The organism is Streptomyces sp. NPDC054932, assembly GCF_053610205.1.
Genome location: NZ_JBSGXU010000160.1, coordinates 1 through 18940, shown reverse-complemented (window position 1 = coordinate 18940; position 18940 = coordinate 1). Strand labels below are relative to the sequence as shown.

20 protein-coding genes and 1 pseudogene are annotated in these 18940 nt (G+C 73.1%); 8 read left to right on the top strand and 13 right to left on the bottom strand.

The annotated features are described in order from the left end of the window. The first annotated feature begins 352 nt into the window (after positions 1 to 352). The gene (locus tag ACWGE1_RS31485) at positions 353 to 514 is read left to right on the top strand and encodes a hypothetical protein (RefSeq protein WP_453423851.1); all 162 of its coding nucleotides are present in this window, start codon (positions 353 to 355) and stop codon (positions 512 to 514) included. Positions 515 to 534: 20 nt separating this feature from the next. Here ACWGE1_RS31485 and ACWGE1_RS31480 read toward each other — a convergent pair. From ACWGE1_RS31480 to ACWGE1_RS31465, 4 genes and pseudogenes are all read right to left on the bottom strand, one after another. Next, a pseudogene (locus ACWGE1_RS31480) lies at positions 535 to 885 on the bottom strand (transposase); the annotation flags it as partial. Positions 886 to 1906: 1021 nt separating this feature from the next. Beyond that, entirely contained in the window at positions 1907 to 2797 is an 891-nt protein-coding gene (locus ACWGE1_RS31475) for a hypothetical protein (protein ID WP_453423850.1), read from the bottom strand. Continuing rightward, positions 2794 to 3114 (bottom strand): hypothetical protein, encoded by a 321-nt coding sequence (locus ACWGE1_RS31470; RefSeq protein WP_453423849.1) that lies wholly within the window; start codon positions 3112 to 3114, stop codon positions 2794 to 2796. The genes ACWGE1_RS31475 and ACWGE1_RS31470 overlap by 4 nt, the downstream gene beginning before the upstream one ends. 177 nt (positions 3115 to 3291) lie before the next feature. After that, entirely contained in the window at positions 3292 to 3759 is a 468-nt protein-coding gene (locus ACWGE1_RS31465) for a hypothetical protein (protein WP_453423848.1), read from the bottom strand. Between the two features lie 239 nt (positions 3760 to 3998). Between ACWGE1_RS31465 and ACWGE1_RS31460 the strand changes: the two genes are divergently transcribed. Then, positions 3999 to 4541 carry a DoxX family protein gene (locus ACWGE1_RS31460; protein ID WP_453423847.1) on the top strand — a complete coding sequence of 181 codons (543 nt, stop codon included), beginning with the start codon at positions 3999 to 4001 and terminating at the stop codon, positions 4539 to 4541. Between the two features lie 32 nt (positions 4542 to 4573). Here the strand turns inward: ACWGE1_RS31460 and ACWGE1_RS31455 are convergent, their stop codons facing one another. Together ACWGE1_RS31455 and ACWGE1_RS31450 are read right to left on the bottom strand one after the other, a co-directional pair. Next, positions 4574 to 5164 (bottom strand): DUF4291 domain-containing protein, encoded by a 591-nt coding sequence (locus ACWGE1_RS31455; protein ID WP_453423846.1) that lies wholly within the window; start codon positions 5162 to 5164, stop codon positions 4574 to 4576. Between the two features lie 94 nt (positions 5165 to 5258). Next, entirely contained in the window at positions 5259 to 7748 is a 2490-nt protein-coding gene (locus ACWGE1_RS31450) for a helicase-associated domain-containing protein (protein ID WP_453423845.1), read from the bottom strand. 86 nt (positions 7749 to 7834) lie between these two features. Here ACWGE1_RS31450 and ACWGE1_RS31445 point away from each other — a divergent pair, with 86 nt between their 5' ends. Continuing rightward, positions 7835 to 8854, top strand: coding sequence for a hypothetical protein (locus ACWGE1_RS31445; RefSeq protein WP_453423844.1), 1020 nt, complete (start codon positions 7835 to 7837; stop codon positions 8852 to 8854). A gap of 34 nt (positions 8855 to 8888) precedes the next feature. Here the strand turns inward: ACWGE1_RS31445 and ACWGE1_RS31440 are convergent, their stop codons facing one another. Next, positions 8889 to 9713, bottom strand: coding sequence for a hypothetical protein (locus ACWGE1_RS31440; protein WP_453423843.1), 825 nt, complete (start codon positions 9711 to 9713; stop codon positions 8889 to 8891). Between the two features lie 9 nt (positions 9714 to 9722). Further along, positions 9723 to 10271, bottom strand: a complete 549-nt coding sequence (locus ACWGE1_RS31435) for a SigE family RNA polymerase sigma factor (RefSeq protein ID WP_453423842.1) — start codon at positions 10269 to 10271, stop codon at positions 9723 to 9725. A 226-nt stretch (positions 10272 to 10497) separates the two neighbouring features. Here ACWGE1_RS31435 and ACWGE1_RS31430 point away from each other — a divergent pair, with 226 nt between their 5' ends. Continuing rightward, complete coding sequence (locus ACWGE1_RS31430; protein WP_453423841.1) at positions 10498 to 11115, top strand: HAD family hydrolase; 618 nt, start codon at positions 10498 to 10500, stop codon at positions 11113 to 11115. Between the two features lie 6 nt (positions 11116 to 11121). Here ACWGE1_RS31430 and ACWGE1_RS31425 read toward each other — a convergent pair whose 3' ends face one another. Further along, positions 11122 to 11373 carry a hypothetical protein gene (locus ACWGE1_RS31425; RefSeq protein ID WP_453423840.1) on the bottom strand — a complete coding sequence of 84 codons (252 nt, stop codon included), beginning with the start codon at positions 11371 to 11373 and terminating at the stop codon, positions 11122 to 11124. 178 nt (positions 11374 to 11551) lie between these two features. Between ACWGE1_RS31425 and ACWGE1_RS31420 the strand changes: the two genes are divergently transcribed. After that, positions 11552 to 11935, top strand: a complete 384-nt coding sequence (locus ACWGE1_RS31420) for a cold-shock protein (RefSeq protein WP_030012939.1) — start codon at positions 11552 to 11554, stop codon at positions 11933 to 11935. Positions 11936 to 12001: 66 nt separating this feature from the next. Here ACWGE1_RS31420 and ACWGE1_RS31415 read toward each other — a convergent pair whose 3' ends face one another. The 4 genes from ACWGE1_RS31415 to ACWGE1_RS31400 all read right to left on the bottom strand — a co-directional run bounded on the left by ACWGE1_RS31415 (position 12002) and on the right by ACWGE1_RS31400 (position 15688). After that, a complete protein-coding gene (locus tag ACWGE1_RS31415) occupies positions 12002 to 12871 on the bottom strand; it encodes a 1,4-dihydroxy-6-naphthoate synthase (RefSeq protein ID WP_453423839.1) in 870 nt (289 codons plus the stop codon). Beyond that, positions 12846 to 13583, bottom strand: a complete 738-nt coding sequence (locus tag ACWGE1_RS31410) for a futalosine hydrolase (RefSeq protein ID WP_453423838.1) — start codon at positions 13581 to 13583, stop codon at positions 12846 to 12848. Before ACWGE1_RS31410 ends, ACWGE1_RS31415 begins: the two co-directional genes overlap by 26 nt. A 12-nt stretch (positions 13584 to 13595) precedes the next feature. Then, a complete protein-coding gene (locus tag ACWGE1_RS31405; protein WP_453423837.1) occupies positions 13596 to 14087 on the bottom strand; it encodes a DUF2771 domain-containing protein in 492 nt (163 codons plus the stop codon). 242 nt (positions 14088 to 14329) lie between these two features. Continuing rightward, positions 14330 to 15688 carry an MFS transporter gene (locus ACWGE1_RS31400; RefSeq protein WP_453423836.1) on the bottom strand — a complete coding sequence of 453 codons (1359 nt, stop codon included), beginning with the start codon at positions 15686 to 15688 and terminating at the stop codon, positions 14330 to 14332. A gap of 328 nt (positions 15689 to 16016) precedes the next feature. Here ACWGE1_RS31400 and ACWGE1_RS31395 point away from each other — a divergent pair, with 328 nt between their 5' ends. The 3 genes from ACWGE1_RS31395 (at position 16017) to ACWGE1_RS31385 (ending at position 18882) form a co-directional block, all read left to right on the top strand. Then, complete coding sequence (locus ACWGE1_RS31395) at positions 16017 to 16940, top strand: DUF3027 domain-containing protein (protein ID WP_453423835.1); 924 nt, start codon at positions 16017 to 16019, stop codon at positions 16938 to 16940. Positions 16941 to 17060: 120 nt separating this feature from the next. Next, on the top strand, positions 17061 to 17291 hold the full coding sequence (locus ACWGE1_RS31390; protein ID WP_453423834.1) for a hypothetical protein: 231 nt from the start codon (positions 17061 to 17063) through the stop codon (positions 17289 to 17291). A gap of 127 nt (positions 17292 to 17418) precedes the next feature. Continuing rightward, positions 17419 to 18882 (top strand): SPFH domain-containing protein, encoded by a 1464-nt coding sequence (locus ACWGE1_RS31385; RefSeq protein WP_453423833.1) that lies wholly within the window; start codon positions 17419 to 17421, stop codon positions 18880 to 18882. The last annotated feature ends 58 nt before the right edge of the window (positions 18883 to 18940 follow it).

Here is an 18940-nt window from a genome sequence, read left to right as displayed (position 1 = left end):
CCCCCAAGCCATCAATTCGACAGGGGGAGAAAGTCATGCCAACTCCGGAGGCCGGGCGCCCCATTGCGGGGCCACCAAGAAGGTAATGGGGGGGGGTGAGTGCCCTGTAGCTGCGACGGGTAAGTCAGGCGCCCGCCACCTCGCAGACGAACAGCGCTGGCGAGAAACTGAGCGGCACCAACGGAAGCGGAGCGCCGCGGCCAGGCCGAGCGGAACCTGGCTGACAGGCGCCGCCAGGCCGACGCTGCGGAGCGCCAGGCACACGCCGAGCACTGCCCGTTGCCGTTTCTGCCACGTCGCCTTCGCGCCGGAGGTCATCGCCGCCGAGTACGTCGGCGTCCACAACGCCGACATGTTCGCGAGCGGTGCGACCGAGGTCTGCACCAAGTGCGGCGGCACCGAAGCCGTCGTACGCCACGTCATCCGGGTCTGCGATCTGCGCCCCGACCAGGCGTACGGCATTCACGACAGCATTACCTTCTGCTTCGCCTGTGCCGCGCCCTCCGGCGATTAGCACGGGGCTAGGCAGTGTCTTCAAAGGGGTCTGAGCCAGAGGAACAGGGACGCGATGGTGACGGCTGCCTGGTAGGACTCGCGGGTTTTGTCGTAGCGAGTGGCGATCGCGCGGTACTGCTTGAGGCGGTTGAAGCAGCGTTCGACGACGTTGCGTTTCTTGTAGAGCTGCTTGTCGAAGGCAGGTGGTCTGCCTCCGTCGCGGCCGCGGCGGGATCGGTTGGCCCGCTGGTCCCGGCGTTCGGGGATGGTGTGGCCGATCCCGCGTTTACGCAGGTAGGCACGTATCTTGCGGGAGCTGTAGCCCTTGTCGCCCAGGACGTGCGTGTGACGGCAGCCGGGGTCCTGCCCGCGGCCGACAGCGCCAAGGGGCTGGGAGCTGCCGGTCCGAAGGCCACTCCCCGCAGTCGCCCCTCCTTCCGGGTCGAGCTTGCTGTTGACGCGCGCGAGCGCGGATGTGTCCCACCCGGACAGCGGGTTCCTGCCGCGCACCTTCCGGGTCCGGAAGGGCACGTCGAAGTGGGCGATGTCGGTGAACTCGGCCCGGAACTGGTCGGCCCTCCGTCCTGGACTGTCGGTCCGGACCGCTGGCCTGGGAGCCGCTCACATCAGTGGAGGGAAGCCGTACGTGTGGTGGTACGAGTCGTCCGGGTCGGTGGCGGGGGCGCTCTTCACGTCGTGCGCTGCCAGGAGGATGAGCCCGGTCACGAGCATGAAGACTCCGACGCCGAGACACCACCCCACCCCGGTTGTCGGGCCGCGGTGCGACGTCGGGCCACCAGTGTGCATGAAAAGCCCGATGAGCAGTACGCCGAGTGCGGCGGTGCCCGCGATGCCCGTTTCAGCCCGCCGGTGCTGTCCCCGTCGGATCCGGCCCCGGCAAGGCCGCGGCCGACGGCGGCACCGGGTTACCGGTGCCGCCGTCGAGCTGGGTGCCGCCGGCCGATCAGTCCTCGGGGCGGCTCCATGCGCTGGGCGCATCAGCTCTACCAGGTCCGAGGCGAACAGCGGGCCGTAGCGGCCCTGCTCTCGTATGGCTACGGCCAGCGGACATGGAGCGCTGGGTGATGCTTAGGGCTGTGGTTCGAGGTGGCACCTCCACCCCGATGCTGCTGGCCCGCTCCCGGCATGCGTCCGATCCTTGGAGCGCTACGCCCGCCCCGGCGTCGACGCGGTTGCCCGGCACGTCGCAGAGCGCGATCCCGCCGCTCGCCGCCGAAGCTGAGCCAGGTATCGGCTTCACTCGGCGATGTCGAGCGAGCGCCCCTCAAGATCAACTACTGGCGAAGTTGGCGCTCCTCTCGGCACACCACTTCTACGCGAGCGTGGCACCAACACACACCCCACCGCCCGCCCGATCCTGATCGGCCGGGCGGGCGGTGATCGGCTCGCCTCAGCCGCCGGCCACGTCTATGCGCTCGATGATTCCCTCGATGGTGGACTGGGCCGCCGCGGCACCGAAACCGTTCTCCCGATCGGTGAGGGCCCAGACCCCCACGTTCACCGAGTATCCGTGATCCGGTCCCAGCTGGAACGTGAGCGGGTTACTGAAGAACCGCCGCGCGTCGCCGCCGTGCCTCTCTTCGTTCGCACTGATCCTCACGCGCCACAGTTTGTGGTCCGCGACGTCCAGGAACTGGCCGTCCTCGAAAACGGCCACATCGAAGCCGCCTTCGGAGGTGGCAGTGGAGTTGATGCCGAAGGTCTTCACGAGGAAGGCGAAGCTGGCGCGGAGGACGGCCGTGGCGGACTTGCGCCCCGGGCCCGAGTGTCCGACCACGCCAATTCCGGCGTGCGTACCGACGAACCCGGAGGCGCCACCGTCTATCGACCCTGATCGGGCGTCCACGCTCGCCAGGCCCGTGGATTTGTTGGTGGAGTGGATCGGTATGTGACCGCCGTGCCAGGCCCAGGTGAAGTCGTAGGGCGGGGCGAAGCCCGATGACCGCACGCTCGCACGCTCCCGCGGTGCGAGGAGCGCGGCGGCCAGGTCGGGGTCGCCGTCCCGCAACAGCATGTTCGTCGCGTAAGGGTCGAATAGGTCGTGATCGCGCAACTTCTCTGCCGCTTCAACAGCGGCAGGGTCTTCCTGGACAAGTCTCACGAACGGCGCGTTCAGCGGGGCCGTAAGCTCGGCCAGGCGGGCCTCCTCTGCCCGGTCCCGGGCCGCTGCTGCCATACCGCGTTCCACCATGGCGGCGACCGAACGCTCTGCGTTCCGCCGCTCCGTTTCCGTCAGGCCGTCGCGGAATGTGATCTGGAAATCGGTGGTGGTACTTGTCATGATGTCGCACCTTTCTCTAGCTCGACGAGCTTCCGGAGCGGCGCGTCGAGCGCGTCCGTCAGCTCCTCCAGGCCAGCCTCGGCCGCGCGCACCCGGGCCGCCTCCGTCAGGGAGTGCTCCACGAAGGCGGCGACCGAACGTTCCGCGTACTGGCACTCCGTTTCCGTCCGGCCGTCGCGGAACGAGATCTCGAGATTCGTCGCATCCGTCCTGATCTCGCGACTCTCTCGACTCGGAGTGTGGGAATCCGACCGGTTACCAGTATGGGAAGGCGGTGGCCACACGGAGGGTTCTGCTACGCCGATCGGGTGAAGCATGCGCCCTTCTCAGCCTCGCGTCAGGGCCCGCCGCAAACCACCCTGGCCAGTTAACCCAAGGCCTCCGCCCGGTCGCGGAAGCCGTGGGCGCAACGAGGCGTCCGACGAGGGGAAACGACGACCAGACCAGTCACCCAGTGCTACATGTCCGTTCGGCGTAGCCGCGCATGCTGTCGATCAGGTAGACCGCGTCCCCGCAGTCGTGGGAAGCTCCGCGAACATCGTTCCGCAGGAGAAGCAGAGCGTTACGTCGTCCGTAGGCGTGGCGGCGATGCGTGTGCATCCGGCCAGGAGGCCTGGTTGGTCGCAGTTCGGGCAGACTTCGGAGATGTCTGCGGGTGTCACTTCGTGATGGATTACGTAGTAGATGAGGAGTTCGCCCGGCTCGGCCCAGCTGGCGTGGCAGAAGCGGCATGACACTCGTACCCAGCCCTCTCCGACGACCACGGCCCACTCACCGCATTGGGGGCACTTCACCGTCCGGGTCTGGTGCTCCGCGAGCTCTCCAGTCAGACGCTTGAGCCGGGTCTCGCTGTACGACCGGACTTTGAGGACCTGCGAACGGAGGTACTCGAGTTGTGTGTCGAGGTCACGGGCCTGGTCCTCGGGCAGGGCGGGCAGGAGCTGGTCGTGCACGAACGCCACGAGGAAGTCGAGAACCTGGACTGCGCGCGCTTCGACGGCTCGTGCCGGTGCCTTCAGACCGTAGTGCTGCAGCGCGTTGCGCCACTTGGCGAGAATGGCAAGGCTCTTGGCCGAAGGGGGAGAAAGTCATGCCAACTCCGGAGGCCGGGCGCCCCATTGCGGGGCCACCAAGAAGGTAATGGGGGGGGGCGGGCGTCCTAGGGTGGCAGTCGCTCACCGGCGACGTCGGAACGGACCTCATGACGCAAGCACGCTGGGACCGCACGCTCTTCAGCACCTCCTCGGCCCCCGCCACCACCATCACCCACGACGCCGGCCTGCTCCTGCTCCGGCTCGTCGTCGGCCTCAGCATGGTCGGCCATGGCACGATGAAGCTCTTCGGCTGGTTCGGCGGCCCGGGCCTCACCGCGACCGGCAAGGGCTTCACGACGGCCGGCTACCCCGCCGGCGACGCCATGGCCGTCATCGCCTCCCTCTCCGAGACCCTCGGCGGCCTCGGTCTGGCCCTCGGCCTGCTCACCCCGCTTGCCGGAGCGGCCCTGACCGGCGTCTTCATCAACGTCCTCGACGTCCGGGGGCTGAGCGCCTACTTCCCGCCCAAGGGGGTGGAGCTCGAAGTGCTGCTGTTCGCCGGGGTCGTCGCCCTCACCCTCACCGGGCCGGGCCGCTTCGCCGTCGACCACTACCTTCCGGTGCTGCGCGAGTCCCGGCCCCGCTACTCCCTGCTCGCACTGCTGGTGGGCGTCGTCGCGGGATTCATCGTCCTGATCATCCGGGCCTGAACCGTCCGCAGCCGGGCGGCCGAGCCGCCCGGCTACGCGCCCAGGTGCTCCAGCGGCCCCGCGGCGTACGGGCTCTCCTCGGGCAGCAGGGCCCGCGCGGCCGCCTCGTCCCCGCCCCCGAGCAGGCCGCGGATCTCCCGGGCCAGCGGGGTCACGTCACGGATGGCGACCGTCCACTCGTCCGCGTAGGCCCGGGAGGCCGGACCGGACAGGCCCAGCTGGAGCGAGCGGTACGGCAGCGGCTTCAGGTGCAGGTCCCGCTCCGGGTCCCACTGGACCCGGGTGGGCGCCCCGCGCAGGGCTTCCTTCCAGGCCGTCCGGTCCTCGTGCAGGCCCGGCTTGTAGTGGGACAGACAGGCGTCGCGCAGCGCCCGGTCGAAGCCCTCGCGGGTGATCTCGATCGCCAGCACCGTCTCCTGGCCGTCCTTGGTGCCCCAGCCGCAGCGGTACATCATCCACAGGAACGACGGCTTGATCCACGTCATCCGCTCCCGCTTCCAGGCGGGCGGGAAGCGGCCGTCGCGGGCGGCCGGCAGCCCGAGCGAGGGGGAGTAGGCCTGGTAGACGGTGATCGTGGTGTCGGTGTGCGCCGCGCGGATCTGGCGGGTCGGTACATCGGGCATGGTCTCAGGATGACGGCTCGTCACCGTGTCGACCAGCGAGTTTCGTCCCGCGCAGTCCACCCGACCCCCACACCCCGAACTCCCGCACCCGCCCCTACACCTGGTCGTCCGCCAGCTCCGCGACACCGGTGATCCGGTGCAGCGCGTACGTCCGTACCTCGTCCGCCGTGTGGTCGTACCCGGTGACGAAGCCGCCCTCCACCCGCACCGGCGCGATGACCCGCTGGCTCGCCGCGCCCTCCGCGTTCACGTAGCCGATCCACACCGCCGACCCGGTCAGCGCGGCCGCCTGCACCGTCGCCAGGGTCTCCGCCGCACTCGTGCGCGGGAGTTCGCCCGGCACCCCGGCGGCGGCCGACGGCGTCGCCGGCTCCTTGCGCACCGCCGTCGCCGCCACGTCGCCCGCGCGGATCGCCCGTACGGCCGCCGCCAGCAACGTCGCGTCCGGCACCGGCGGACCGTCCGGCACCGGTACGGGCGCCGAGCGGGCCGGGGTGCGGTGGGCGTCGGCCCGGGCCACCAGTACGTCGCCGGTCCGGGACTCCGCGGCCGGCGCGTACCCCATCGCCCGCAACCCCTCCAGCAGGACGGTCGGTTCGGCCTGCGCGGCCAGCACCGTCGGCGCGAGGCGGCGCAGCCCCAGCCCGGCCGAGCGCTTGTCGGCCAGGATCTCGCCCAGCATCGCGTCGTCGTCGCAGCGCACGTACGAGGAGGCCGCGCCGACCCGCAGGTGCCCGTGCCGCCGGGCCACGTCGTCGATCAGGTAGGCCAGCGGCTGCGGGACCGGGGTGCGGCTGTGCTCCTTGAGGAAGGCGTGCAGATCGGCAGCCGCATGACCGGCGTCCAGCGCACGCCGCACCGAGCCGGGCGTGAACCGGTACACCGTCGCCCCGCCCTTGGACTCCACGTCGGCGAGCACCGCCAGGGTGTCGCCCAGCGGGCGGCGCAGCGGACCGGGGGCCACCGCCGTCAGGTCGGCCTGGAGCAGTACGTGGTCCACCGGCTCCGGCAGCAGCGGCGCCAGCAGCGGCGCCGGGTCGCGGTGCTCCAGCAGGGCCCGGCCCGGCCCGGACAGGGCGCCCCGCCCGGTCACGCCGAGGACCTCCGCCTCGGCCAGCGCCCAGTGCGCGAGACGGGCCCGCAGATCGCTCGCACCGCGTACGGGACGCTCCCACGCGAGCCGCGCCAGCAGCGTCTCCGGATCGGGGGACCCGCCCTCGGGCAGCGCGCCGATGAGCTCCAGCACGCGCCGGCGCACCTCGGGGGCGGCGGAGCGGTCGAGTTCGGGGCCGAGCGCGGACAGCGTGCGCCCCTTGGTGTCCTGCTCGCCGACCAGCGGGGCCGTGCGGGTGGCCGGCAGCCAGGCCGCCGCGAGGAGCGACCAGCGCTCGGCGGGCGGCAGTTCCATCCAGTCGTCGAAGGCCGGGGTGGGTGCGTACCGCTCGTCCGCCTCCCCGTCGCTGGCCACCAGTCCGGCCGCGTAGGCGAGTTCGACCCAGAAGGCCGCCTGCTGCTCGGTCGTGTCCAGGGTGGACGCGGTCCGCTTCAGGTCCCGTACGGAGAGTCCGCCCGCCCGCAGCACCGGCGGACCGGCGTGCTCCCAGGACTTCACCAGCTCCTCGACGGTGCCCAGCGCGGCCAGCGCCTGCCCGGCCGCGTTCGCGTCCACCAGCTGCGGACGGTGCTCGCGGTGCGCGGGCACCGGCGGGGCCACCGGCGCGGTGTCCCGGTGCGCGAGCCCGCCGCGCAGGTGCAGCGCCACCTCGCGGGGCAGTACGACGGTCCGAGCCGTCGCCGGCAGCAGCAGCCCCCGGTCGCGCAGCCAGCGCACCGGCGGTGTCGGATTCGGGGTCACCTCGCCGTACGGAGGCCCCCACACGAGCCGCCCCAGCACCTGGTGCGCCTCCGCCGGAGCCTCGTCCAGCAGCGCGGACATCCGCTCCGGGTCGGTGAACAGCCCCGTCAGGGCGGTCACCGCCGACACCGGGTCGTGGGTGGCGGGCAGCCCGACGGCCGCCACGATCTCCTGCACCCGTGTCGGGGACATCCCGGCGGTGGCCTCGGCGACGGTCGGGCCCAGGCCGGTGGGGGAGGGGCGGGACGCGGACGGGGCGAGCAGCTCGCGCGCCGTGCGGACCAGCCGCAGCCGGTCCTCGTCGCCCCACACCAGGGCCTGGTCGCGCAGGGTGGCCAGGGCGCCGGGGAGCGCGGCGCGCGCCCGTTCGTCCTCGCCGCCCGTCAGCAGCGCCTCCAGCACCGGGTACGGGCACGGGTCCGGGGCCACCGCGAGGGCCTCGGCGCTCTGCAGGGCGAACCGGTCCAGCCGGTCCAGGGCGCGCACCACCGACGCCCGGGTCCCGGCCCGGGTGGCCAGCTGGGTCACGTCGCCGGGCACCGGGCCGAGCAGGTCCGGGCGGGCGCGCAACAGGGCCGCGAGCGCCGCGTCGTCACGGGCGCGCAGCGCCTCGGCGAGCGAGCGCGGGGAGTTTCCCGCCGGGCTCCCGGCAGCGGATCCCGCCGCAGTTCTTGCCTCGGGCACAGTCGCCTCCTGGTCGCGTCGGCCGGTCAGTCGGCCGGTCCCCATCCGGTCAACGGTATCCGCTGCGCCCGCAGCAGCTCCACGGGCGCACGCGCTACCTTCGGGGCAGGCGGTAAGGGAGGAGCCTGGGCGTGGGGATCGAAAGCGACCACCTGGTCTACGAATATCTGAGCCGCGTCGGGGACTTGGCGCAGCAGCGGCAGCTGTCCTCCGGTGACCGGATGCGGCTGGTGTCGGGGCTGCGGGACGAGATCGACCGTCGGCGCGCCAAGTACGAGCCGGACACCCCGGCCGCCGTACGCCGCATCCTGGAGCGGATCGGCACGCCCGAGGAGGTCCTCGACACCCGTGCCACCGCCGGATCCCGGCCGGGCCCCGACCCTGCCGCCACCGGGCCCGCCGCACCCTCCGACCACGGCCTGTCGGTGCCCGTCCAGCGGGGACCGGGCCGCCTGCGCCGCCGGGGCGCGCCGCCGGAGCGCCCGGCCGCGGAGCCCGAGAACGTGCCGCCGCACCTGGCCGGGCTGGACGAGCTCGGCCCCTCCGGCGGGGCCGAACCCGACTGGTGGCGGGTCGCCCCGGGGACGTACGGGTCGGGGCCGCAGGTCGAGGGCTTCGCCGGCGGCATCGAGATCCCGGACCTGTTCAAGGAGGAACCGGACGAGGAGCAGCGGGAGGCGGAGGCCGGGAAGGCGGCGCCGCCCGGGGAGGAGAGCGGGCGCGCGCGGAGCCTCGTACGGTTCCTGCGCGAGCGGCGGCGCGCGAAGAAGGCGGCGGCCGACCCCGGAGCACAGGCCCCGGCGGCCCCGGCCGCCCGCCCGCGGCCGAACGCCCTCCTGCTGCTGGCGGCCGCCGTCCTCGTCGCCGGACTGGTCACCGGCTACTGGCTGCTCCTCGTCATCGGCTGGCTCCTGCCGTACGCCTCGCGCGTGCTGGGGCCGGCCGAACGCAAGTGGGCCGTCTTCGGCCCGCCCGGCGCGGTCCTGGCCGGGGCGGTGGTGTGGGTGTGGGGCCGCAGGGGCGGCACGTGGGGCGAGAGCCTGTCCGACGACCAGCTGGGCGGCGCCCTGCACGGCATGTGGCCGTGGCTGCTGCGGGGGGCCGCGGTGGCCTCCGTGCTGTACCTGGTGTGGCGGGCGCGCCGCCGCTGACGGCCGCGCGCCCGCCCGCCGTCCGCTGCCGGTCTCAGCCGGCCGGGACCAGCGTCTGCTTCTGCTCCATCGGCTGCTGGTCGGCATCCTTGACCAGGTCGAGGAAGGCGGGAGCCTTGGCGAGCTCCAGCAGCTGGTCGCCGGTGACGGGCGCCGAGGTGTTCGAGGCGTCGTCCGGGTTGACGGTCAGCCGGACGTCGCTGCCGCCGTAGCGGAAGGCGACCCGGGTCTCGGTGACCGTGCCGGAGTTGATCGGTGAGGTCGCCGCGTCGGCCGCGATGCCGCCGGGCAGGGTGGCCTTCGCGCACACCGTGCCCTTGATCTCGCGGCACGGCTCGGCCGTGCCGTCGGACGGCCGCACCGAGAAGACGATGTCGAAGGTCCTGCCGTCCTTGGTGGCCCGGTAGAGGCTCACGGTGAGGTCGGTGCGCCGCACGGTGCCGACCGCCTCGGGCAGCAGGTCCTGCAGCACGCCGACGGCCCGGTTCTGGAACGCCTCCTGCCGTGCCCGTTCGGCGGGCGGCAGGTCGGCCATCGAGGTCTGGCCCGGAGTCGGGTCGATGTGGACGGGCGGCTGGGGGACGGCCTGCGGCGGCGCGGCCGCCACCCCCGTGGATCCGGCCGCGTCCCGGGCGCCGTCACCGCCGGGCAGTGCGAGCGCTCCGGCCACGCCCAGCGCGGCGACGGCCAGCACCCCGCCGCCGATCGCCGCCCGGGCGCGCGCCCTGCGGCGCCGGCCCTGGGCACGGGCCGGGCCCACCAGGTCCGCCGGCGCGGGCAGTTCCTCGGTGGCGCGGTCCATCGCCTCCCGGAGCAGCAGGGCGGTCCGGTCCTCGGCGAGGTCTTCGTTGGTACCCATGGCGTCTCCTCAGTTCTCGGTGGCGTAGATGTGGGCCTCGCCGAGCTGCGCGCGCAGCCTCGTCAGGGCGCGTGAGCACTGGCTCTTGACCGTTCCCTCGCTGCAGCGCAGCAGCTCGGCCACGGTCTCGACGCTCAGGTCCTCCCAGTAGCGCAGGACGACCATGGCGCGGGCCCGCGGCGGGAGTTCGGCCAGCGCGGCGAGCAGGGTGACCCGCAGGTCGGCGTGCTCGGGCCGGGGCGGCGGGCCGGCGCGCCGGTGGGCCAGCAGGTCCCGCAGCCGTCGTCGCCGCTCGGCGAGGAAGGTCCGGGTCAGCACGGCTTTGGCGTACGCCTCGGGATGGTCGGCGGCGGACACCCGCCGCCAGTGCTGGAACAGCTTCGCGAGCGTGGTCTGGGTCAGATCGCGTGCGCCGTCGGCGTTCCCGCACAGCAGGTACGCCGTCCGGTACAGCCTGCGCTGACCGGCCCGGGCGAAGGCCTCGAAGTCGAGGCCGCGGTCGCCCCCGAAATCCTCTCCGGGGCCGTGCCCGGAGTCGTGCTCGGTGCCTGGCGGCATCCGCCCTCCCCTTCACGTCGTGTCTCTCGTCCCTGTCCTGAGCGCCGCCGCAGGGAAAAGGTTGAGGACGGATCCGAAGGATTCACGGGCGCGGCGGAGGGAGCAGGGTGCGGGGCGGAGCGGGACGCCGGCCGTGGCGGGCCGGGGAGGCGACCCTCGGCGTACGTTCCACCGGGGTAGGCCCGCTGTCCGCTTCCCGTACGGCCGCCTCGGCACAATGACAGATATGAACCTCACCGTCGGCTTCGACCTCGACATGACCCTCATCGACTCGCGTCCCGGGATCAGGGCCGCCTACCTGGCCCTCTCCGCCGAAACGGGCACGTTCATCGACGCCGACGCGGCGGTCACCCGACTGGGTCCGCCGCTGGACGAGGAGCTCGCGCACTGGTTCCCGGAGGCGCAGATCCCGGCCATGGCCGACCGCTACCGGGAGATCTATCCCACCCACGCCATCGACCCGACGCCGGCCATGCCGGGCGCCCGCGAGGCGATCGAGGCCGTGCAGGCGCTCGGCGGCCGCGCCATCGTCGTCACGGCCAAGCACGAGCCCAACGCCCGCCTGCACCTGGACCACCTCGGGATCGAGGCGGACGCGGTCGTCGGCTGGCTCTGGGCGGAGGCCAAGGCCGGTGCGCTGCGCGAGTACGGGGCACAGGTCTACGTCGGCGACCACGTCGGAGACGTGCGCGGGGCCCGTACGGCCGGCGCGCTGTCCGTGGTGGTGCCGACGGGCCCGTGCCCGGAGCAGGAGCTGCGCGAGGCGGGTGCCGACGTGGTGCTGCCCGACCTCACCGCGCTGCCCCAGTGGCTCGCCGGATACCTCGCCGCCCAGCCCGTCTGAGCGCTGCTACGCCTGCGAGGCCCGGGCCGCCCTGCGCTGTGCCGCGGCCGAGCGGAGCACGCCCGCGGCGGAGATCGCGAAGCCGACGCCCATGAGCATGCACACCGCCCACGCGTACGACGGGAACGGGTCGATGTCGAGGAACAGCGGAGCCATCGTCGCCAGCGTGGCCACGGCCCCGGCGATGAACACGATGCCGCCGGCCCTGACCAGTCCGTCGCCGGGCCGCGCTTCGTCTGAATGAGGAGTAACAGTCACCTCACCAGGGTAGTTCCCTGGCCGAAGGAGCCGACCGTGAAGGACCGGGGAACGTCTTGTCACCCGGCCCCCGACCATTAGCCTTGACGTGGCGGGTCACACATGGCCCGCTGCGCTGTTGTCCGGAGCCGTTCGCGGCCCTTCGGACCCCCGACGAGCACAAGGACAGAGGACGGACGTGCCTACCGGCAAGGTCAAGTGGTTCAACAGTGAGAAGGGCTTCGGCTTTCTCTCCCGCGACGACGGCGGCGACGTCTTCGTCCACTCGTCGGTGCTCCCCGCCGGGGTGGACGCTCTCAAGCCCGGCCAGCGCGTCGAGTTCGGTGTCGTCGCGGGCCAGCGCGGTGACCAGGCACTTTCCGTGACAGTACTGGATCCGGCGCCCTCCGTCGCGGCGGCGCAGCGGCGCAAGCCCGACGAGCTCGCCTCGATCGTGCAGGACCTCACGACCCTGCTGGAGAACATCACCCCGATGCTGGAGCGCGGCCGCTACCCCGACAAGGTGCACGGCACGAAGATCGCCGGACTGCTGCGCGCGGTGGCCGACCAGCTCGACGTCTGACCCGTACGCGTACGGCTGCGCCCCGCCACTCGAAAGAGCGGCGGGGCGCAGCCGTGGGCGGGGCGATCAGCCCTGCGGGAAGTCCAGCGAGCCGGGCGGGATGGCCGGTACCAGCCCCTCGGCCGCCGCCCGGGTCAGCAGCCCGCGCACCGCCGCGTAACCGGAGTCGCCGAGGCCCGCGGTGAACTCGTTGACGTACAGACCGATGTGCTGGTCGGCGACGGCCGGGTCCAGCTCCTGGGCGTGCGCGCGGACGTACGGGCGGGAGGCCTCCGGGTCGTCCCAGGCCATCCGGACCGACGCGCGGGCCGCCTCGGCCAGCGCGCGCAGCCGCTCCGCACCCAGCGAGCGCTTCGCGATGATCGCGCCGAGCGGGATCGGCAGGCCGGTCGTGGACTCCCAGTGCTCGCCCATGTCGGCCAGGCAGTGCAGTCCGTAGTCCTGATAGGTGAACCGGGCCTCGTGGATCACCAGTCCGGCGTCGACCCGGCCGTCCCGGACCGCCGGCATGATCTCGTGGAACGGCAGCACGACCACCTTGCCGACGCCCTCCGGCAGCACGTCCGCCGCCCACAGCCGGAACAGCAGGTAGGCGGTCGAACGTTCGCTCGGCACGGCCACCGTCCGCCCGGCCAGGTCGAGCCCCGGCTCCCGGGTCAGGACCAGAGGACCGCAGCCACGCCCCAGGGCCCCGCCGCACGGCAGCAGCGCGTACTCCTCCAGCACCCAGGGGAGCACGGCGTACGACACCTTCAGCACGTCCAGCTCGCCGCGCTCGGCCATGCCGTTGGTGATGTCGATGTCCGCGAAGGTGACGTCGAGGGCGGGCGCGCCCGGGACCCGGCCGTGCGCCCACGCGTCGAAGACGAAGGTGTCGTTCGGGCAGGGCGAATAGGCGATCTTCAGCGGTTCACCGCTGCTCGAGGCGTTGCTCATGGCGTTCTCCCCAGTTCGCGAGTACGGGCCCCAGCACGCGGAAGCCGCCGGTGAGCGCGGTCAGCGCGTCCCCGATCCGCCAGGCGGCACGGTCACGCGGGCCCACGGCGTTGGACACGGCACGGATCTCCAGCACGGGCAGCCCGTGCGCGGCCGCCGCCTCCGCGACCCCGAAACCCTCCATGGCCTCGGCCCCGGCCATCGGATGCCGGGCGGCCAGCACGGCGGCCCGGGCGGCGGTCCCGGTGACGGTGGAGACGGTCAGCACGGGCGCGAGCAGCGCCCCGGTCGCCTCGGCGGCGCGGGCGGCCAGCTCGGCGGGCGGCAGGTGCACGCTGTGCCCGAAGCCGAGCTCCGTCACGTCGAGGAAGCCGTCGGGGGTCTCGGCCCCCAGATCGGCGGCGACGATCGCGTCGGCGACGACGAGGGAACCGGGCGGGGCGGCGGGAGCGAACCCGCCGCCGATACCGGCGGAGACGACGAGCGAGTAGTCGGCGAGGGCCAGCGCCGTGGCGGCAGCGGCAGCGGCCGCCGCCGGTCCGACACCCCCGACGAGCACGTCGAAGGCGATGCCCGGAAGGTCCCGGCGGGTGATGAGGTAACCGCCGGGAAGGGCGCGCGGCTCAGGGCCCGGACTGTCCGGATGAGGGGTCAGACCGGTGAGGACGGAGTCCGACTCCGCCCCCACCGCCGTCACGACGAGCGCGCGCACCGGTGCCGCCGGTTACTTGAGCTTGAGGTTGAAGGACCAGACGGCGAGCGGCTTGCCGTCCTCGGCGATCTGCAGGAACGCCAGCTTCTTCGAGGACGGGGCCTCGCCCTGGCCACCGGTCGCGAAGACGTCGGCGCCCGGGAAGCTGCGGTACGTGTTCGACGAGGGCTCGGTGATCGGCTGGCCGTCCAGGACCGCCGACCAGCGCCTGCCGTCCTCGACGATCTCCGGCTCGACGCCGAGACGCAGGGTGTCACCCCGGGCGTACTCGACGGTCTTGGGGTTCTTGAGGTTCGTGAGGCACTCCTGGACCTCTTCCATGGAGAGCTCCTTGCCGTCGTTGTGGCAGGAGGCTTCGGCGGACACCGACGAGGTGCCGACCGTCACGGTCGCCAGCGGTGTCGGCTTCTCGCCGCAGGCGGAGAGGAGGAGGAGGCCGGCGGACACGGCTCCGAGGGCCGCGACGCTGCGGCGGGCCCTACCCGAGAAAAGCGGTGCGGTCATGAGCCGAAGGCTATCGGGCCGGTGGGCTGCGCCGCCGCACGGGGTACCGGTGGCCTGCGGCGCGGCGCGGTTCGGCTCCGCCGGGTCGGCCGGGTGCGGCGCCGTTGCCGGGGGCGCCGCCCCCGGACCCCCGCGCCTCAAACGCCGGCGGGGCTGTCTTTCAGCCCGCCCGGCGTTTGAGGGTACGGGCGCGCAGCGCACGTACGGGGCGAGCCCCGACAACGGCGCCGCAGGCACGGGAGTCACGCCACGCGGGGGCGGGACGTGCCCGCGTGGTGGCGGGGGGCGGACAGGACGCCGCGCAGTGCCATCGTCGTGCCCAGGGCGACGATCGCGGCGGCCACCGACATCCCCAGTACGCCGTTCAGCGGCAGCACGATGCCGATCGCGCCGCCCATCACCCAGGCCACCTGCAGCAGCGTCTCCGAACGGGCGAATGCCGAGGTCCGCACCGCCTCCGGCACGTCCCGCTGGATCATCGCGTCCAGCGACAGCTTCGCCAGCGCCTGGCAGAAGCCCGCCGTCGCACCCAGTACCGCCATGAACAGCCCGCTGAAGAAGACCGCCGCGAGCACCGCCACGGCCAGGGTCAGACACAGCACCGACGCGATGATGACCTCCGGCGCCCGGGCCCGCAGCCACGCGCCCACCGCCGTGCCGCAGGCGTTGCCCACGCCCGCCGAGACACCCACGATCCCCAGCGACACCGCCGCGCTCTGCCCGGCCAGGGGATGCTCGCGCAGCAGGAACGCCAGGAAGAAGATCAGGAACCCGGACAGGGCGCGCATCGAGGCGTTCGCCAGCAGCCCGCACAGGACCGACCGGCTGACCGTCCGCAGGCCCGGCCGTTTCGAATGCGCCTCGTGCGTGGACAGCCGCGCCCGGCGTTCGCCCTTCGCCTCGTCCACCTTGTGCGGCAGCGTGAACGCCGCGAAAGCGCCCCAGACGAAGATCAGGCTGGCTCCGTACAGCGGCCACGCCGGCCCGATCAGATGCAGCGCGGCACCCACCGGCGCCGCCGCACCCGTGGCCAGCAGACCCGCCAGCGTCACCCGGGAGTTCGCCTTGACGAGTGAGAATTTCGGCGGCAGCAGCCGGGGCACCACCGCACTGCGGACCACCCCGTACGCCTTGGACGCCACCAGCACGCCCAGCGCCGCCGGATACAGCTGAATGCCCCCCGTGGCCACCGCACCCGACATCAGCAGCGCCAGCAGCGCCCGGGCCAGCATCGAGGCCGCCATCGCCGCCCGGCGGCCGTGCGGCAGCCGGTCCAGGAGCGGACCGATCACCGGGGCCAGCACGGTGAAGGGGGCCATCGTGATCGCCAGGTACAGGGCCACCCGGCCGCGCGCCTCGTCCGTGGGAACGGAGAAGAACACCGTCGAGGCCAGCGCCACCGTGATCATCACATCGCCGGCGCCGTTGATGGCATGCAGCTCGATCAGCTTGCCGAGACCCGATTCCCCGGCCCCGTGCGCATGCGTGGCCCGCCGGATCCCGCGTGCCGGAAGGTGCAGAGCACGCCCGACAGCCCGGCCGGCCCGCCTGGCCGGTCCCGAGCCGTCGTCGGACGACCGTACGGGTGCCACACTCGACATAGTGCCCCACCCGGCCCTCCCGGGGCGCCTCCCGGCGCGTCGTGGGGCCGGTGGCTTGTCCGCGAATCGGACCTTGCATGTGTGCCCGGGGCTTAAGACGAGGTAGCGTGCGTAGCGCGCCACCGGCGGTTGCTCCTGGCCGCGCGCCTCTTCGTGATCCCGCAGAATGGGTTGCAGTGAGGTGCGCCCGGAGTCCGATCGGGTGCGGACGTCGACGCGGCCCTCTGGTCCGCTCCGCCCGTGCCACGTACGGACAGCACCGACGGGTCGTTGTGGACGACAGTACGGACGGCGCACACGTGAGACGGCGTAGGAGAGAACGAGACCAGTGAGTGCTGCGACGACGCGAAGCCGTACCCCGCGTACCCCCGACCGCCTCTGCGTCGAGGCGGTAGAACTCGCCCGCGCGGCGGCCGAGGAGGCCGCCTTCCCCGGAGTGGTGGGCGCACACGTCTCCGCCGTGGCGGAGGGCGACCGCGTCGTCACCCACTTCTTCGAGTCCAAGGAACCCGGCTACCGCGGCTGGCGCTGGGCCGTCACCGTGACCCGCGCCTCCCGCGCGAAGAACGTCACGCTCGACGAAACGGTGCTGCTCCCCGGCGACGACGCACTGCTCGCCCCCGAGTGGGTGCCGTGGAGCGAGCGGCTGCGCCCCGGCGACATGGGCCCCGGCGACCTGCTGCCCACCGACGCCGAGGACCTGCGGCTGGAGCCGGGCTGGTCCGGCGAGGACACCCCGCCGCCGAACTCCGTCGTCTCCACCGAGATGGCCGAACTGGTCGAGGCCGAGGACGCCGACGTCACCGACCGCGCGGTGGTCCCCGTACGCGGCTCCATCACCTCCGTCGCCGAGGAACTCGGCATGCGCCGGGCGCGCGTGCTGTCGCGGTACGGGCTGCACACCGCCGCCGACCGCTGGGACGAGTCCTTCGGAGCCAAGACCCCGATGGCGCAGGCCGCGCCCGCGTCCTGCGTCTCCTGCGGCTTCCTGGTCGCCATCGGCGGCTCGCTCGGCCAGGCCTTCGGCGTCTGCGCGAACGAGTTCAGTCCTGCCGACGGCCGTCTGGTGTCGCTGTCCTACGGCTGCGGCGGCCACTCGGAGGCCGCGGTCATGCCGGCGCCGATGCGGCCGGCCCCGCCGGTCCTCGACTCGATGGCCTCGGACGAGTTCACCCTGCGCCCGGCGCCCGACAGCGGCTCCGTCCCGGTCTCGGCCGCGGACCTCCCGGCCGCGGACCTCGGCCACTCCTAGGCGGACCTCGGCCACTCCTAGGCGGACCTCGGACACCCCGTAGCTCCTGGCAGCCACGCCCCACCCGCGCGGGCCGCTCGCCGGATCCCGTCCGGCGGCCCTGCGGCGTACCCTCACCCCATGGGGGACAGGGACGCGGACACGGACATGGTGGGAATGACCGGCCGGGTGACCGGGACGGTCGGGCCGGGCCTGGTGGGCGAGGTCATCGTACGGATCCGGGGCGGGGCGGAGCACTTCCTCGCCCACCCGGTCGCGGGGACCGGCCGGCTGGCCGTCGGGACGGTGGTGACGGTGGTCGAGTACCTGCCGCCGCGCACGGTGTACGTGATGGCGGCCTACGACAACTGACGCCCCGTCCCACCTGTACGTATCAGGATGGCGACAAGACGCGGCCCGCATCTTCCGGCGGCGCCGCGCCGGGCGCAGACTCGCCCTCGTCGGTGCCGAACGGCACCGCGCTAAGGGGGCGTTGCCGATGGCTATCGGCGTCGTGGCGGGAATCGTTCTCGCCGCAATCGTGGCTCTGATCGGCCTGTTCAAGCTCATGTGGCGGGTGGCCGAACCGAACGAGGCACTCGTCATCTCCGGTTCCACGCACAAGACCGAGGGCCTCGGTCAGGGCATGGGCTTCCGGATCGTCACCGGGCGGGGGACGCTCGTGCTTCCGGGCGTGCAGGCGGTGCGCAAGCTGTCCCTGGACCTCAACGAGACGCAGCTGTCCGTGGACTGCGTCACCCACCAGGGCATCCCGCTGCGGGTGAAGGGCGTCGTCATCTTCAAGGTCGGCGACGACCTCGTGTCGATCGCCAACGCGGCCCGCCGCTTCCTGGACCAGCAGAAGATGATGCCGGAGCGCGTGCACATCGTCTTCGCAGGTCATCTGCGGTCCATCGTGGGCGGTTTGACGGTCGAGGACATGATCCGCGACCGGGAGAAGCTGACGGGCCAGACCCGGATGGCCTGCGGTACCGAGATGGAGAAGCTCGGCCTGATCGTCGACTCCCTGCAGATCCACGAGATCGAGGACCCGACCGGCTACATCAAGAACCTGGCGATGCCGCACGCGGCGGCCGTGCAGCGGGACGCGCGCATCGCCCAGGCCGAGGCGAACCGGCTGGCCACCGAGGCCGAGCAGGCGGCCTTCGCCCGGATGGCCGAGGCCACCCGGGACAGCGAGATCCTCCAGGCCGGCTACCAGGCGGAGCGGGACAAGGCGGCGGCGACGGCCCGTCAGGCGGGCCCGCTCTCGGAGGCGGCCGCCCGCCAGGAGGTCGTCGTCCAGGAGACCCGGGTCGCGGAGCTGGAGGCGCACCGGCGGGAGCAGCAGCTGCAGGCGGACGTACGCAAGCCCGCGGACGCGGCGGCGTACGAGACCCGCACCCGGGCGGAGGCCGAGCGCGACGCCCGGATCTCGGCGGCGCAGGCGAAGGCGCGGGAGACCGAGCTCGCGGCGGCCGCCGAGGCCACGCGGGTGACGACGGCGGCGACCGCGGACGCCCAGGCCGTGGAGGCGCGGGGCATCGCCTCGGCGAAGGCCACGCGGGCGACGGGTGAGGCGGAGGCCGCGGCCACCCAGGCGCGGGGCCTCGCGGAGGCGGAATCGGCGAAGGCCCGCGGTCTCGCCGAGGCGGAAGCGATCAAGGCGCGGGCCGCCGCGCTCGCGGAGAACCAGGAGGCGGTCGTCGCCCAGCAGCTGGCCGAGAACTGGCCGGCGATCGTGGAGGCGGGTGCCGGGGCCTTCGGGAACGTGGAGCACATGGTCCTGCTGAACGGGGCCGAGGGCATGTCGGAGATGTTCGCGAAGGCGCTCACCATGGGCGGCACGGGCCTGGGCGTGGCCCGCCAGCTCCTGGCCTCGATGGGCCAGACCCCGCCGCCGACCACCACGTCCCCGGCCGCCCCGCCGGTGAACGGCCGCATCCCGATCCGCGAGGAGTAGCCGGGGCGAGTCGGCCCGTCCGGCGTACGAGGAGCGGGGGTCCGGGGCGCTGCCCCCG